This is a genomic window from Frigoribacterium sp. PhB107 (genome assembly GCF_003751515.1).
GTDB lineage: Bacteria > Actinomycetota > Actinomycetes > Actinomycetales > Microbacteriaceae > Frigoribacterium.
This window is the reverse complement of record NZ_RJKU01000001.1, coordinates 26844-43068: the sequence shown is the minus strand read 5'-3', so window position 1 is coordinate 43068 and position 16225 is coordinate 26844. Positions and strand designations below refer to the sequence as shown.

Sequence of the window (16225 nt, the reverse complement as noted above, 5' to 3'; positions counted from 1 at the left end):
GGGGATGGCCTTCCGTTTATCGTTCCGCTGAACGATAAGGGACTTACGTCCCTGCCGCGAGGCCGTCAGACCGTAGGAGGCGGCACCTGCGTGCGCACTCTGCACCCCGCGATCCCCGCAGCTACGGGCCTCGAGCGGGGCTCGCGCCCTCCCCCTCCCGCCCCCGAAGCTTCACGCACTCGTTACACGAGGCGGCGCCCGCCCGATGGGCTTTCGCATAGCTGTTCCCAATTTCGGGCGTGAATGAGGTGGCCACCCTCGGGAACGGCTTCGATGTTGTGCGGCACCGTGAGGAGTTGCACTCGGCGCGGTCTCGTTTGCCCCAAGGTGATGAGGCTGGTCAAGACTTCCCACCCCACTAAGGTGACGACATGGTGATGAATGGTCGGGTTGTCGGTGGCAGCTTCCTTGATGGCGTGGTCACGGTGGCACCCATCGGAAGCGGCCTGGTCATTCAGTCTGGATTCAAGTGGCGCAAGCTCGACGCCGAGCGGGTCCAGGCCTGGGAGGACCTTCCTTCAGGCACCGGCAACAGCGCCATCAGCACGGTCGGACAGGCCGTCGCTGGCGCTCTGCTGCCTAAGTTCCTGGGCAAGGGCGCATCCGCCGCCGTGGGGGCGACGCTCGACTCGACCATCCGCCCCCAGCACACGGTCCGTGTCGATTGGGCCGATGGCAAGCAGTCCCTGCTGAAGCTGCCAGAGAGCCTCTTCAAGCACCTGGAACTCCTCTTACGCGACCAGCGATCGATCGCACCGGTCCAGGACTTGGCCGTTCCGGTCGGCTCTGCACCGGCTGAGCCTGTAGGCCCATCGTCGATCAGTGAGCAAGCGTTCTCCCTTGTGTCGGGTCTCATCTCGGACCGGTGGCCGGCCTCTCCTGAACCTTTGGAGAAGTCGACGCAGCAGGACACGACCCTTCAGCTGAAGCGACTCGCGGCCCTGCGCGATGAGGGCATCCTCACGGAGGAGGAATTCTCAGCCAAGAAAGCGGACCTGCTTTCTCGCATGTAGTCCAACTAAGGACTTCGTCTAAACACTGCGCCTGGCGCCGAACACCACGATGTCCATGCGGCACCGGGCAGGCACCTACCCAAACGTTCGGGTCCGATGGTCCGATGGTCCGTTCGAGTGCGCGACGGAACGCTCAGTCGCAGGCGATGCCGTCGCCGTCGCGATCGAGGTCGTAGATATCGGAGCCGACGACGCTCACGGGACCCCGCACGTATGCGGGTCCGTTGCCGCTGCCGCCGTCACAATCCACGTCGGAGGCCACCGGCACGCAAGCACCTGAGTAGTTCGAGTCACAGCCCTGGGCAGCGGGCGCCGGGGCAGGTGCGGGTGCCGGCGCCACGTAGGGCTGCCTGGTCCCCCTGCTCGTGACCTGCTGGACCGGAGGCGCCGCGATGGCCTCGCTCGCCAGCGACCTCGACGTCTCGACGCCGTCCGTGTAGGTGACTTCGTACGTCTTGACGCGAGTGCCGTCCTGACCGGCCGTGGTGATGGCGTCCTGTCCCATGTCGCGTCCCGCGTCGTCGACCGTGACGGCGTCGAACGGGATCGCCTCGCTGACGTCGACGCTCTCCGTGGTGACCACGGGCGTCGGTGTCGGCGTCGGCGTCGGCGTCGGCGTGGGGCTGGCCGACTCTGTCCTCTGGACAGCAGTGTCGGCAGACGCCGAACCGCTGCTGCCGTCCGGGGCGATGAGAGCCCCGGCGATGAGCAAGGCGGCGACTCCCCCAGCTCCCGTCAGGAGACGCCCCTTGTTCGTCAGACCGTTCCACCAGCGTTTCATCGCGAGAGACACGGGGATCTAGGCCATCGCCGGCGTGACGGCGACCGGGGCGCCAGCCTGGGCACTGTTCATGCGCGCCTGCACGATGGCCTGGCCGATGCCGCCAAGAAGGAGGAGCAGCGCGTAGTTCCCACCAGTTCCGAGCCCCGTGGCGACGTTGATGCCCTTGGCTAGCGACCAGAGGTACCAGAACAGACCGAAGGGGCAGAGGATCCACCAGGTCGTGATCGCACTCGCACCGCTCGCGTTCACCTCTTCGCGAGTCTTGGCGTACCAGACGATGGAGTAGATCCCGAAGGTGACGAGAGGCAAGAAAAAGACGGCCGCAGCAGAGCGACGCTGGAGGTGAACATTGTTCGACATCTGCGAAAAGTACCGTCTAGTCGGTTATGACTTCGCGCCCCCGTTCGGGGATGCGGAGGCCCATCGCTTAGTGCTCGCCCTCCAGGACCCGTGCAGCCGTCTACTAGGCGTGAGCAGCCATATTCGTATGTGAACATGACTCACAAACAGTTGCGATCAGGCACGACCTGAGTACGGATCACGACACGGCTGCAGAGAGGTTTTTGCGGTCGCGGCCCGGCAAAAGCGACTCAGACATACTGCGACGCTGGTCGAACGGCTCGAGGCTGCTGCGGGCCTTACATCGATGAAGGCCCCCGCACCCTGTGCCATGGTCCAGGCCATCGACCACCTTGCGTCAGATCACCGGAGCTGGAAACGACCTGACGCCAAGAACCGCCCCGATGCGAGAAAGGCCGAACTGTGGCTAATCGCGGTAGACAAGGGCCGGGACAGAGCCATCGACGCCGACGAGACGGTGTTGCAACGACGAATCACCTCGAGGACGGGGCATTTAGCCGTGCCGAGGCGTTTTGGGGTCGGCGGACCGAACGCCTTGTGGAGCGCGCCCGGCGGTGGGAGAGAGGGGGCTAGCCAAAGTCCATGTGGCACAAGCGGCACATGGCCAAACTGGGACGCCGTGCCAGGTCGGCGTGTGCCCGAACGCGGTGACTATCCAGTCGGTCCGAATTCATCGGCACCCCCTCGAGCAGTGGTTCACTGACAGCAGCGGGCCGTTCGCAAGTTCTATGAGCACCTCGAGGCAGCCGCGCGCAAGGCTCTCCGCTTGGGCACCATCGGTGACGTCTTACCTACGGGCTCGAGCGGGCCACAGCAAGCGCGGGAACGCCGTCGCAAGCGCTATCCTGATTCGATATCAGCTTTGTCCTTGGGGGAACACTTGAAAATTTCTGGCAGTATCAGCCCAACGCGCTTGCTCGACGCGCTCGAAGGGCCCGGCGCGCCGCAATTAGTCATAGACCTTTCAGGAGCATCCTGGGTCCAACCTGTTGGTCTCGTCGGTATCGCCGCCATAGCTGAAAGCGCTCGTCGTGAAGAGCGGCAAGTTATGTTTCTAACGCCGACCGACGGGAATGTGGCGAACTACGTTTCGCGGATGCGGCTCGGACTGGCTTTCGACAGCCTGCACGTACAGCATTCCATTCGACCAGTGCGAGAGACGGATCTCTCCGGAGACCTACTGGAGCTGACCAAGGTTGAGGGCGAGTTCGGTGGCGAGCAAGTAGCAAATCTGGTGTTTGAGCGCTTGGAGCGCATGGGGGCTAAGTCGTCGTTGGCAGAGTCTCTCCATGCCTCGATCTGCGAGGTCGTTGGCAATATGCACTTCCACTCTGGAGCGGAAGGCGGATGGGTAGCCGCGCAAACAACTCACAACGGTCAGAAAATAACTTTTGCGATTGCCGACTCAGGCTTAGGTCTTCAAGCAAGCCTTCGGAACAATCCTCAACTCACTGTGACGGATGACACAAATGCCCTCCAGCTTGCTGTCGCGGAGAATATTTCTGCCACGGGAGAGAGGGGACGGGGACAAGGCTTGCCCGAAGTCATCAGGTCATCGACAGGCCTCAATGGCTCTGTGCACATTGCATCTGGCACAGCTCGTGCGGTCCACCGTTCGCAAAACACCGCCACCGGGTTCCAGTCCTTTGCGTTCCCGGGCACTATTATCCAGGTAGAACTCTGAGTCTCATTCAGGTACGCTTCAACCCCATCCAGCGAACGGAGGTCTCCCCATGACCACCATTTCTGTTCCACGGCTTGCGGGCAGTCGAGAGCACGCTGCTCGGATCGCCCAGTCTTTGCCGGATGATTTGCGGGGCATATCAGTCCTGCTTGAGGCGGGAGCGGTGCGCTCTGCCGCGCAGTCATTCGCAGACGAGCTCTGCAAACAAATTCTCGTCATACGGCAAGCTGACCGGCTCGAAGTTCATTCAGCAAGTGCAACCTTTGCTCGCTACTTGAACTCTTCTTCCAATCTTCGGGAAGTCGCCGACCGCATATCGATCGACGTTCGTCCGACCTAGTTCGGAAAGTGCTTGAGAGCCCCGGTCCGCAAATGCGGACCGGGGCTCTTCTGTGCCATACCTCCATTCTGGGAAGCGCTTCAGGGTTGGCCACGGAGCACACTCGGCAGGAGCGAACCGTCTTCGTACGAAGCTGCGGGCACGCTAAAGTCGTCCGCGAGCATCACTCTCAGCTTGCTCTTGGCCTTGCTCTCTATCTGTCTGATTCGCTCGCGAGTCAGGCCCATAGTCCGGCCTATTTCGTCCAGAGTCCGTCCCTCTACTCCGTCCAGACCGAAACGTAGGACGATGACGGATCGCTCGTTATCCGAAAGACTCAAAAGGGTTCCACCGAGAATGTCTGTCGTGATGCCCCTGTACCCGGTATCCCAGTCATAAATCGGACCGACGTTCTGCTCACGCGTCAGAAGCTCCACCAGCGCAAAAACGTCTTCGGTCCCGAGTTCTGCGTCATAGGACAGCACATCGGTCGATGCACCCATAATTTCTCTGACTCTGGTGACAGGCATGTCGGCATGCCGCGCGATGAGCTCGGCGCTTACCTGAACACCCTGAGACTCTAAATCAGCAGCGACACGTCGCAACTTTCTGTTCTGCTCATGCATGTACACCGGAAGTCGGATCATGCGACCTTGGTTCGCAATTGACCGCGTGATGCCCTGCTTGACCCACCATGTTGCGTACGTCGAGAACTTAAAACCCATGTTCGGATCAAATTTTTGTACGGCCTTGATCAGGCCAGCAGAGCCTTCTTGAATAAGGTCCGCCATTTCAAGCCCCTGGTTCACGTACTGCTTCGCGATACTGACGACAAGACGTAGGTTGGACAACACCATTGCGTCGAAAGCGACAGCCCCCCGAACGACCAACTCCTCGAACCGTCGACGGTCCGCCCTGGGCAACGGATTTCCTGCCTCGAGCCGCTCACGTGCAAGTACCCCTACGTCGGCGAGGGTTGCAAGTAGCACCTCGTCCTCAGCCTTGAGTAACGTACCGCGACCAATTCTGATCAGGTAGTCGCGTACTAGGTCGTCTGACAGAATTACCTCGCCGTCCCTAACCACCGAGATGGCTTTCTGTGAAGGCAACGCCTCCGCAACGAAGGTCGAGCTGAGAGGGCTTGGTCGTGGATCGGCCTCGATAGCGTCCAGTTTTGCCGGAAGCGCTTCCTGTTCGCTTGCGGGCATGCCTGCCGCCCCGTTGTCGAGCTCATCACCATCCACAGGGCGAATGGGCGCAGCTGCAAAACTTGCCGGTTTCTCTTGATCCCCCAGGACCTTGACGGCAAGGGTGAGATCGGCTGCCGTGTTGACGGATGCGGCGTATCGAATGACGTTTTCGGAGCTGACTGCATAGGCGTCAGCGAGAGAGCGCATCAGCTTTGCTAGCGCAACCCCAGCCTCGCTCGACCCCATCTCTCTCCCTCGTTTTGCAGCGGGGCGGTGGTGACCCCGGTATGGCCTATCTTGGCAGAGAGGGGCGAAGATTAGATTCCCTCACGTCAAAAAGTCGGTCATCTTGACCAGAACAGCGTTGGGGGCCATGCGAATGGATGCAATCGAGTCACTAGTTGAGGAAGAAGTCAGGGATCGTTTCGTCGGCTTCCTTCTAAACGAGCTTGTGGGACCAATGGGCGGGGCGACTGAGGTCATTTGCGACCCACCGAACCGACGGTACCTCGCTGGCACGATCTTCCCGCGGCCAGGTGATGCGCGGATTGATTCCGCCGTTCAAGGTGTTCTTCAAACTGACCTCAGGGACGAATTGGATCCCAAGAAGTACGAGGAGACATTTGGAGCCGAGGGGCAAGCACCTAGCGCACCCGTGGAAGCCAGTACAAAGTTCCTCCCCTCCTCGATGGGAGTCTCTTTCTTCACATCGGCAAGTGAGATTGTTGTCACATGCTCCGCTGGCCGCTACATCACGATCGAGGCAGCAGAAACGCCCGGTCAGCAGCGGGGAGAACGCACCTGGCAGCGGGTCGAGACCATGCATGAAACCGTCGCTGCCAGCAGCTCAGTCCGTAAATACCCCGTGTTTAATCAAGGTCGCGGCAACATTGATGTCCGATGGCGTCACCGCCCGGACGGAAACCTAGTCACGGTCACGCTGTCGAACTCCGCGGTGGCGTCTACAGTCGCCGTCGAACGGATGTGGGACGAGATGTTGACCCAAGCCGAGCTTCGGATCAGCATGCCTGCGGGCTCACTCCTCGAATATCCGTCGATAGTCAGCGAAACCATGGACGAAGAAGAGCAGGAATTGCGGCTGCAGTACCGTAACCATGCGAGCTATGCGGTAGGCCATGGCGCGGCGCCAGCGTGGACGACAACGGCGACTGCCGACACAGTGGACGCAGTGACGGTCCCGCAATCGACGGTCCGTGGGACGTCGACGGAACTGTCCCGGGATTATAAGGTCTCCCCTTTGGCATTCGACGCCACCGCTATGGCCGATCCAGACTCAAGCCGGGAGCTCGTGTGCTCGGCTCTCGATTCGTTGGTCGACAACTACAAGACCTGGCGCGTAGGACTGGGGGGCGATGAACCTGTAGCCCGGCGTATCACTGCGCGCGTCGCGGAAACTGAGGCACGAATGCGCGCTGGTGTCGACGTTCTAAGGAACGATGATACGTCCTGGCTCGCCTTCCAGCTTGCGAACCGTGCCATGATTCTGCAGTACCAGCGCAGCATGGTCGAGTACGCCGGAGTCCGCCGAACGATCGACGACTTAGCGGACCTGTCACCGCAGTCGCTGGACCATGTCATTGGCAGGCCGTGGCGTCCGTTTCAGATTGGCTTCTTCCTGAGCATTCTGCCGGGACTCGCTGACGCGGGGTCCGTCGATCGCGAACTGGTCGATTTAATTTGGTTCCCCACAGGCGGCGGAAAGACCGAGGCATACCTTCTAGCGGCCGCTTACGAAATTTTTCGGAGGCGCCTGGCTGACGGAGAGTTTGGGGCTGGCACGGCAGTACTTAGTCGATACACGCTTAGTTTGCTCACCGCCCAGCAGTTCCAACGAGCATCCGGCACCATCCTCGCGTGCGAGATCATTCGACGCGAGCGCGACGATCTTGGCGATCGTCCCATCTCGATTGGGCTTTGGGTAGGCGACGCGACGACTAAAAACCGCTTCGGGGACGCACACAAGCAGTTCACTGAGGAAAGGGCCAATGCCGAGCCGAGTGACATCTTCATAGTCGATCGATGCTCGTGGTGCGGTACCGAAATTATGCCGCGGGTCTTCTCCGAGGATGACCGCCTATACGGGGTGACGTCAAGCGGGGTTGCGTTCATGCTCAACTGCCCGCGTCAGGATTGTCCTTTCCATGACGCCCTTCCAATTCACGTGGTTGATGACCAGATCTACGAGGAAGTGCCCAGTTTTATTCTCGGTACCGTCGACAAATTCGCGGACCTCCCCTGGAACCGTCGTGGAGGCACATTCCTCGGCAACTTCGGCCAATTTGCGCCGCCCAGCCTGATCATCCAGGACGAACTGCACCTTTTGACCGGTCCTCTGGGCACCACTGTCGGCATCTACGAACACGCGATCGAGATCGCATGCGAACGAGACGGAAGACCGCCCAAGGTTGTCGCAAGTACTGCGACCGTGAGAAGGGCGACTGAGCAGGTTCGAGGGCTATTCGGGCGGGATGTCGCTGTGTTCCCACCACCGGGAACAGACGAAGCAGACTCGTTTTTTGCACGCAGGGACGAGGCTGGCCCGGGCCGGCTCTACCTCGGGGTCATGCCACAGGGTCACACCTCTGACACCGCTGTCGTTCACACCCTCTCGGCGCTACTCCAAGCACCAGTAAGTCTAAATCTCACCGCATTGGACCGGGATCGTTTCTGGACGGTTGTCGCCTATCACAGCTCCCTGCAAGAACTTGGCCGAACGGTGACTATCGCCCGCGACGACGTGCCCCTGCGACTCGCGGCGCGATTCGGGGATAGCGCCAGGAGCTTGCAAGTCGACGACATCGAGGAACTCACCGCGAACGTTGAGCGCGCCGCTCAGCCTCGGCTCCTTGAACGGCTCGCAAAGCGGGAGGTCACTGGTGACGCGATTTCCGTCTTGGCCGCGACCAATATGTTGTCCGTCGGGGTAGACGTCCCGCGCCTTGGGCTCATGCTGGTCAATGGACAACCAAAGGGGACTTCAGAGTACATCCAGGCCACCAGCCGCGTCGGTAGATCAGGGCCGGGCCTTATCGTCAGCGTATTTCGATCTGCTCGTCCCCGAGATCGCTCACATTTCGAGACCTTCGCGTCATACCACAGTGCTCTGTACCGGCATGTCGAACCCACGACTGTGACCCCGTATTCGTCGCCGTCACAACGTAGGAGCCTGCATGCTGCTCTGGTGATTCTCGCCCGGTTCCACGCAGGCTTACCCAACAACGGGGACGCCGGAAAGGCGTTCCCCAGTCATGAGGCTGACATCCGAGCGTTGGCTGATCGACTGGTAGCCGTGGTGAATCGCGTAGACCCGCGGGAAAGCAGTCTGGCCCGGGACATCCTCGGCGACTTCATCGATGAATGGGCCAAGTCCTCGGCGGAATCCACGATCTTGTACACAGACGGTAAAGAACAGGTAAATCGACTGCTTAAGGAGTTTGGGCAAAGCGGCAGCGGCACCTCAACGCTCCGATCAATGCGGAATGTCGACGCTCAAACACCGCTCCGAGTCAGAGGTCGAGACGTTGCGAAGAAGGGAACAAAGAAGTGAGTGAAGAGAAACTGCGTCAAACGCAAGTCATCGCCCCTAACGGTGTTGGTGCGATCTTTGATATCTCTGGTCAGTCGTTTGTAGTGGAGGGAACGGACGCCTGGTTCCCGGGAAAGAGCCGTCGTGTGGCCATCGCTTCGCCCCGCCTATCGCGGGCGCTTCGCACTAGAACTTTCTACGCCCCACCAGTAGGCAATCCCGACCACCAATTCACTGACCCCTCAAAAGGCCCAAGCCTGCCTGTCGTTCGGTTCCCAACCTGGCTCTTCTGCGGATCCTGCCGCCAGATGGTGCAGTGGACCCGAGGGAAGGAGAGCGCAAATCCCGACGCGATTTGCCCGGCATGCCGTCACACCAAAAAGAAGAAGCTCCAGCTCGTGCCCATGCGGTGGGTCCAGATATGTGCGAGCGGTCATCTAGGGGATGTTGACTGGGCCTGGTACGCGCACTCCTCTACCGCGGCAGATTGCCGCAAACGGGATGGCCTTAAGTTTATCCAGAGCAAGGCAGGCGGCGCTGGCCTTAGCTCAGTAGAAATTCGCTGCAGCTACTGCGTCTCAGCGCGCTCGCTTGCAGACATTAACGATCGCAGGCTCAGCGCGAAGATTGGGCTCCACTGCACCGGCCGCCAGCCCTGGGAAGGGTGGGATAAGGAGATCTCTGCAACTTGTACCAGTGAAGCGATCGTCGTGCAGCGTCGGGCAAGTAATGTTTACTACCCGGACGTCCACTCTGCGATCGAGGTGCCCTTTGTGGCTTCTGCCAAGTCCGAGGAGGATTTGGCAGTCCTGAAGCACGCGTTCTTCAAGTCGGTCGTCGACGCTATCGAACTTGGTAACGAAGCGGAGGCACGACGCATGTGCGGGATGCTCGAGCCGCTTATGCACAGGCCGGCGGCTGAATTGTTCGCGATCGCAGTCGCGGAAACCGGCTCCAATGTTGATTCTCCCGAGCTTCTGTCCGAGATACCCGAAACCGTGAACGAGATCGCGGAATCTGAATGGGCGGCGTTTTCCAGTTCGACGAGTTTCGACGACCCTGACTTCAGGACCCGCATCGAGTCTTTTGAGAATGTGGTGCAGGGCCCCGCCACCGCCGCCCTTGCCTCACTCGTGCCACGCATTACGCTCGCGGGTGCGCTTAGAGAAGTTAGAGCGTTTACAGGGTTTCGTCGCGTTACTCCCGGTGGAGAATCCGACTTTGTTCGAGCAGACGGACGCAGGCTGTCTGACAAGCCAAAGCCGACGTGGTTGCCGGCAATCGAGACACGCGGCGAAGGCATATTCTTGTCGCTCGATCAGGCTGCCCTTTCAAAATGGGAAACGAACCAGCAGGTCGTCGATCGCGTGGCAATTCTTCGAGACCGGGCCCCGCAGTCATTCATGTGGAGCCGCCTCGAGAAGCACACGGGAACAGCCGTCTCTCCGCGCTACGTGCTTCTTCACACGCTCGCGCACCTACTCATCCGTCGTCTCGCCTTCGAGAGCGGATACGGCGCAACTTCGCTTCGCGAACGAGTATTCGCTCGTACAAACCCGACAGGGGTGCCGCAATTTGGCGGGCTCCTGATCTACACCGCGGCTGGTGACGCTGAGGGCACGTTAGGTGGGCTGGTGCGCCAGGGTCAGCCGCATCGGCTCGCTTCGACGCTCCTGGGCGCAATCGACGATGCCGCGTGGTGCTCAGCAGATCCGCTCTGCAGTGAGCAAGAATCAGTGTCGCTTGATGGGTTAAATCTTGCATCCTGCCATGCGTGCACCCTGGTATCCGAGACAAGTTGTGAGAACGGGAACTACCTTCTGGATCGCGCTCTTATTGTCGGGACACCGGACGTCCCTGGCTTTTTCCGTTCAGTCCTCGACGCGGCCGCGGCCGCGGCCGCGCGCGAAGAGTAAGTAGTGAACCCGACGATTGATCATCGATGGAACGTGCACTATGACCGTCTCTCGGACTACCAGCACGCGGCAATGGCGTTGCCCTTTGGAGTCCCGCAACTCATTACTGGGCTGGCGGGCAGTGGTCTGACTACGGTCGCGGTATTCCGAGCAGCGGCACTCTTGCAAGCGGGCCCGCAAATCTCACGACCTCGCCCGGTGTTCCTTGCAACCTCCGTCCTCCGGATGCGGCGGGTTCGACACCTGCTTGGCCCGCTCGCTGAGCACATGGATGTCACAACTGTGAGCGACTGGCTGTTGCGCCGTTTTGTCGCGACGACGGGGGAGCCCGCTCCCCCGCCACAGGGGGTGAATTGGATGACCCTGGCGTTGGCGACGAGCTCTGCTGGCGCCAGCCCTGCTTTTTCGGTCATGGTGGACGATGCCCACCACCTGCGACCCGAACAATTGATGGCGCTGCGTCTGCTGACCGCCGACCCATTCGTTACGGCGCACTCAGCTGCCGCTTCCAGCACTGGGGCCAGCCTGATGCTGCCTGTTGCTGCCGAACTGGACAGGCGGCGGCGTCAACCCCGCCGCGTGGTCAGAGTCGCCGCGGCTTGGGGAGCAGAGCCCCCACGCACAGACCGAGAGGGAAGCTTTGAGGACGGCGTGGTTGATGTTCGTCCGCTTAGCGCGGCCCAGGCTGCACTCGACGCCCTAGCTCGGTGGAAAGTCAATCGAAGTTCGCGAGTCGTCATTGCGCCGATGGTGACAGATCACGTCCCGAAAATTGCAAACATGCTCATCGCGCGAGGGCTTGGGCGCAATCGACTTTTCAGCAGCGACGTACCCAAAAACGCATTCCACCGGTGGGACGTCGGAGCGGGCGGAATCTACGTCATGCAGCCGGGCCAGCTAGAAGGACTCGAATTTGACGACGTCGTTGCGACGGATCTCGAGCACTTGGCGGGCGATCTATCCGAAGCAACGAATATTTACAGGCTACTTGCCCTCGCGAATGCAACTCGTTCGAGATTGGCGTTGCACTGGGACGGTTCTACCAGCGACCGTCCACCGGCGGTGCGTTTGCTAGATGGCGTGGATATCTGAGCCCGGACGGTAGTCGACAATCAGAAGTTCCACGCATCCCATCCGTCTGGACTGGGTTCTAACCCGCGGGAGGCATTAAAGACTTTTTGCGTCGACGGTCGAGTTCGAAAACACCGAAACTCAAGATCACCAAGAAGAGCTCGAGCTCGAGCTCGAGCTTAAATGAGAACGAGAACTAGAACTAGAACTAGAACTAGAACTAGAACTAGAACTAGAACTAGAACTAGAACTAGAACTAGAGCTTGAGCAAGACGCCTCGCCGGCTGGCGTGGAGCATGCTTACTAATTCGCTTAGTGATTCACCCCGGCTTCAGAACACCGCACCACTTGAGCCGTGGCGCTTGGCGCACCATCGGTGGGTATGGCGTCCATTGCCGTCACGAGTTCGTCGTAGTCGCGGAGGCGTCGCTGGCGGATAAGGCGATCGAATGTAACGCCCGGAGACCACGGCCTGCCGTGTGCCGATGTTCGCTTTTTTCGCTGAACTTCAACCGCTTCGATTAGGGCAGGCAGATGCAGGTGATAAACGCAGTCAATGGCTCCGGATCCATCGGCAAGAATTTTGAGCATCGAGGGGCGCGGCTCCATCGTGATAACCGCAAAATGAGGCATGGCCCCTCGACGTTGGGTCGCCAGCTTTGATCCTTGCGAGATGCAGTCCTGTGCACGGTCGGTTCGAAGCGACCACTTGGCCGAGAGACCCAAGTGCATTAGTGGCGGGCGAGCCTCACTTCGGTGCTGACCCACGGTGACATCGACTCGAAGGAGTGACTCTTCTGGCATGTTGTCGAGCATCTGAGAGACGAGGTAGTCCCGTCCCTCAAACCTGCTTCTAGACTGCTGTAGAACATTTCGCAAACGAGTAGTCGCTGGCGAGGTAGGTAGATTGTCGGCAAGCCGAATGAATTCCTCGATGTCAGACGACGACGGTGCGTATCCCTTACGGAAATTGCCGAACACACCGAGATGACGATACTGGTCGAAGTCGGTCACCGCGCGCGAGAGCTCCAGATCGAGATCGGGGCGCCGCGGTGCGAGGTCCGCAGCGACAGCAGCTTCCAAGTTTTTCCCCGGGTCGTCGCCCACTTCTTGCCCGTCAGGCACGCCTACCGCTTCGAAGAGCGACTTCCCGAGATATTTCGATTGATCGTCGTTGTTGTCAGAAGTGTTGGGGTTACCGTTCTTTTTTCTGTAACCACAAAGATCGGCGGCGAAGGATGCGGGCATGACTTGACCCTGCCAGCTCCGATCCAAGTTAAGCTCGTCCAACACGCCCACAGCCCGATGTCGGTGGTCTGCGGGAGAATCAGATCCATGAAGCACGAAGAGGCCCCAGTGACCACAACAACTCTTGACCTGTTTGCTGGAGCAGGCGGGCTTTCACTTGGATTCGAACATGCGAACCTAGGGTTTAGGCCGACGTTCGCGGTCGAGATCGAGAAGGCGGCCGCCGCAACTTTTCGCCGCCACTTCGACTGCGACGTCGAGACTGGATCGATCGAGGACGTCGGTGTTTTTCCGCAGGCCGACGTCATTATCGGAGGGCCTCCGTGCCAGGGCTTTTCTCCCCTTGGAAAGAGAGGTACCCCTGACTCACGAGCCAAGTTGAATGTCCTCTGGGAGGAGTACCTTCGGGCCGTCCGACAGGTTAAGCCCGCGGTCTTCGTCATCGAGAATGTACCTGAGTTCCAGAAGTCGGCTCAATTCCTGGAACTGCTTCACGAGATGGAGACAGACCCAGTCTTGAAGGAATATTCCTTCGCCTATGGGCCGTTGAACGCGGCTGACTATGGAGCGCCGCAACGGCGGATTCGAGGTATTTTCATGGCTGTGCGCGGGGCCGAGACGGTGGAATGGCCGCCTCCCCGGACACATGGTCCGAAAGCCGAAACGGGTGTCCCCTACGTAACCGTGCGCGACGCTATTGCCGATCTGCCAATGTATCCCGAGAAGTCGGAGCCAGAGATCTCGCAGAGCGTGCATGGAGAACGGCAAGACCTCCATTTGAAGCGGAACCCGCGGCAGTCGAGCCTCGAGCGGTACATGGCGATCCCTGAAGGGGGCAACCGGTTCGACCTTGCGCGCAACCGACCGGACCTTCTCCCTCGTTGCTGGGCCGAGAAGCCCACCGGAACAACTGATGTCATGGGGCGCCTCTGGTGGGAACGCCCATCCCCGACCATTCGTACTGAATTTTTCAAGCCCGAGAAGGGCCGCTATCTTCACCCTGAGGCGCACCGCCCCATAACTCACCGAGAGGCAGCTCGGCTTCAAGGGTTTCCCGACAGCTTCATCTTCACGGGAACGAAAATTGAAATTGCTCGCCAGATCGGCAACGCTGTGCCCGTCCAGTTGGCAGCTGCTATTGCCCGCCACGTTCAGTATGCACTGGCTCATGTGACGCGCAATCACGAGCAGCTTGCCTCATAGGTCGACCACGTTGAGCTTGAAGCGCCGTCAGAGGAATGGCCTGTTCGTTCCAGCCTCGCGAATGGAATAGGCCTGACGTCCTTAGCGACGCGGGCACGGTCACAGGAAAAAGGAGGGAGCCCCTCCCCGGCGAACATTAACTCACGCCGAATGGAAAGTTTGTCGTGGGGGGGTTGGGGCGAGGGCGGGCCCAGTCGAGTGGCGGCCAGGCGTGCCCTCATGCAGCTCGTAGGTAGTCGAGGTCGATCGTGTAGTTCAATAGCTCCGCGTAACGTGAGCCCGTTCAGGGCCTCTTATGCCAGATTCGCCGTCGGTCTTGGTGTTCAGGGCTGACTAAATTAGTGCCGGAGATCCCGAGTACCCCGTCGCGCTCGCTCCACCGTCTGAAGTCGACTCATCACGATGCTCGCAAACCTCTTTGTCACCCCGATTCGCGAAGGCTAACGTACAGGCCCATAATGTTGCCCAAGGCAACAACGAGGCCAGCTCATCTGGACCTGGAGTTTTATTCGGGCTGACAGAATTTAAACCTCCGAACCCTTGACACCCAGGCGAGCACCTGCCCTAAGACCAGCGGGTATAGCCAATTACCAAACGCGCCCGGCGGGTGCCACTTTCGCCCGAGCTTGCAGGCAAGTCGACTCTCAGAAGTGGCTCGCTGTGGTTGTCTCCGGCTGGGGTCGGTAGGCGTCGGCGAGGCAGCGTTTGTGGGGTTTTGGTGGGTTTTGCCGGTAGCCGAGCCAAAGGTCAGCGCGCCGTAGTTGAGGTTGACTCGTCGACCGTAGGATCGACGACAACCAACGGGGGTCGAACATGCGCGTCACAAAACATTTCAAACTCGGTGTCAGCAGCTGATCCGTCTCCTTCCTGAACGTGAACGTTCTCAAGGACAACCGGCTGTTCGTCGACCCCGCAGTCATTCGCATGGAGGCGAGCGGCAACAAGTGGGCGGCAAAGGCCGACAGGGAACTAATCGAATTCGTCGACTTCGTGCTGCTGTGCCTTCAAACGCCATCGATGCACACGGCTGGCAAAAGGGCGCTGAGTCAATTCCACGAGCCACGGGAAACCCGCCTAGGCATGGCGGCGACGGGCTTCGACGGCGCAGGGGCTAGCGAGCGCATAGGAGACGACATCTGGTCAGCGCTACTAGCCAACCCCCTTTGCCAGGTGGGCGTGGCCCTGCTGAAACGCGTCGAGGACATTGCTCTGTTCGTCGGCAACGTCGCCGACGACCGTATCTCTGATCTGACTAGCCGGATCATCATCCGCACGCTGGTGGACTACACCCAAGTGCAGATGCGGAAGCACCCGAAGCTGAAGCGCAACTCGATCATGCACCGCCTGCAGGTGTGGGATGCAGCCAGTCATTCATGGGGAACCGCGGAGTTCGAACTACCTCGTGTGACGAGGGCGGGAGCACCCGACTCCGCTCTTATTCTTGTACCCAAGCGCTTTGTCCACATCGGTTTGCGGATGACGAGGGGCGGCTTCTGGAGTCACGGCCCGATCGCAGCGGTCCAACGGGACGAGACCAAAAGCGTTGGTGTGGTGAAGGGTAGAGAGCGCTTCCAGCGTCCCGACAAGACGGAGCTGAAGCAGCGTCCCGAACTGGGAGACATTCTCCCGACCAATATCGAGCAGACACTGCGAATTTGGGAGCGGGATCAGGAGAGCCTGATCGAGGCTTACCGCCAGTTCGTGGAGAGCAAATACGAGCCCGTAACTGTGACTCAGATGGCATCCAGAATTCCTAGGAGGTAGCGCCTCTATCCAGGGTTAGACCCAGCGGGCGCCTCCGCGTCGGACAGCTCGTGGCTGGCGGTTCGGGGTCTCACCAGCCCGTATGCCCTCGGCTCGCAGCGCACGGGCGGGCTCCTGTCAGCAGCC

The 16225-nt window shown here is 60.1% G+C and carries 12 protein-coding genes; 8 read left to right on the top strand and 4 right to left on the bottom strand.

The features are described from left to right. The first annotated feature begins 371 nt into the window (after positions 1-371). Entirely contained in the window at positions 372-1013 is a 642-nt protein-coding gene (locus EDF18_RS00170; RefSeq protein ID WP_123545360.1) for an SHOCT domain-containing protein, read from the top strand. Between the two features lie 133 nt (positions 1014-1146). Here EDF18_RS00170 and EDF18_RS00165 read toward each other — a convergent pair whose 3' ends face one another. Both EDF18_RS00165 and EDF18_RS00160 read right to left on the bottom strand, forming a co-directional pair. Next, positions 1147-1596 carry a G5 domain-containing protein gene (locus EDF18_RS00165; RefSeq protein ID WP_199732281.1) on the bottom strand — a complete coding sequence of 150 codons (450 nt, stop codon included), beginning with the start codon at positions 1594-1596 and terminating at the stop codon, positions 1147-1149. 216 nt (positions 1597-1812) lie between these two features. Further along, positions 1813-2157 carry a DUF4234 domain-containing protein gene (locus EDF18_RS00160; RefSeq protein WP_123545358.1) on the bottom strand — a complete coding sequence of 115 codons (345 nt, stop codon included), beginning with the start codon at positions 2155-2157 and terminating at the stop codon, positions 1813-1815. A gap of 766 nt (positions 2158-2923) precedes the next feature. Between EDF18_RS00160 and EDF18_RS16090 the strand changes: the two genes are divergently transcribed. Both EDF18_RS16090 and EDF18_RS16085 read left to right on the top strand, forming a co-directional pair. After that, complete coding sequence (locus EDF18_RS16090; RefSeq protein ID WP_148050013.1) at positions 2924-3841, top strand: hypothetical protein; 918 nt, start codon at positions 2924-2926, stop codon at positions 3839-3841. A gap of 49 nt (positions 3842-3890) precedes the next feature. Next, positions 3891-4181, top strand: a complete 291-nt coding sequence (locus EDF18_RS16085) for a hypothetical protein (protein WP_148050012.1) — start codon at positions 3891-3893, stop codon at positions 4179-4181. Positions 4182-4261: 80 nt separating this feature from the next. Here EDF18_RS16085 and EDF18_RS00155 read toward each other — a convergent pair whose 3' ends face one another. Continuing rightward, positions 4262-5557, bottom strand: a complete 1296-nt coding sequence (locus EDF18_RS00155) for an RNA polymerase sigma factor RpoD/SigA (protein WP_233568909.1) — start codon at positions 5555-5557, stop codon at positions 4262-4264. 172 nt (positions 5558-5729) lie between these two features. Between EDF18_RS00155 and EDF18_RS00150 the strand changes: the two genes are divergently transcribed. Genes EDF18_RS00150 through EDF18_RS16075 form a run of 3 tightly spaced genes read left to right on the top strand, consistent with a single transcriptional unit; the run spans position 5730 to position 11905 of the window. Then, complete coding sequence (locus tag EDF18_RS00150; RefSeq protein ID WP_158614584.1) at positions 5730-8918, top strand: helicase-related protein; 3189 nt, start codon at positions 5730-5732, stop codon at positions 8916-8918. Further along, on the top strand, positions 8915-10813 hold the full coding sequence (drmB, locus tag EDF18_RS16525; RefSeq protein WP_233568908.1) for a DUF1998 domain-containing protein: 1899 nt from the start codon (positions 8915-8917) through the stop codon (positions 10811-10813). The genes EDF18_RS00150 and drmB overlap by 4 nt, the downstream gene beginning before the upstream one ends. Positions 10814-10816: 3 nt before the next feature. Continuing rightward, positions 10817-11905: a hypothetical protein gene (locus EDF18_RS16075; protein ID WP_148050010.1), complete on the top strand. Its 1089-nt coding sequence runs from the start codon at positions 10817-10819 to the stop codon at positions 11903-11905. A 291-nt stretch (positions 11906-12196) separates the two neighbouring features. Here the strand turns inward: EDF18_RS16075 and EDF18_RS00145 are convergent, their stop codons facing one another. Next, complete coding sequence (locus EDF18_RS00145) at positions 12197-13132, bottom strand: NgoMIV family type II restriction endonuclease (RefSeq protein WP_148050009.1); 936 nt, start codon at positions 13130-13132, stop codon at positions 12197-12199. Positions 13133-13219: 87 nt separating this feature from the next. Here EDF18_RS00145 and EDF18_RS00140 point away from each other — a divergent pair, with 87 nt between their 5' ends. Next, positions 13220-14335, top strand: coding sequence for a DNA cytosine methyltransferase (locus EDF18_RS00140; RefSeq protein ID WP_123547164.1), 1116 nt, complete (start codon positions 13220-13222; stop codon positions 14333-14335). 873 nt (positions 14336-15208) lie between these two features. Continuing rightward, entirely contained in the window at positions 15209-16099 is an 891-nt protein-coding gene (locus EDF18_RS00135) for a hypothetical protein (RefSeq protein ID WP_148050008.1), read from the top strand. Positions 16100-16225: the final 126 nt, after the last annotated feature.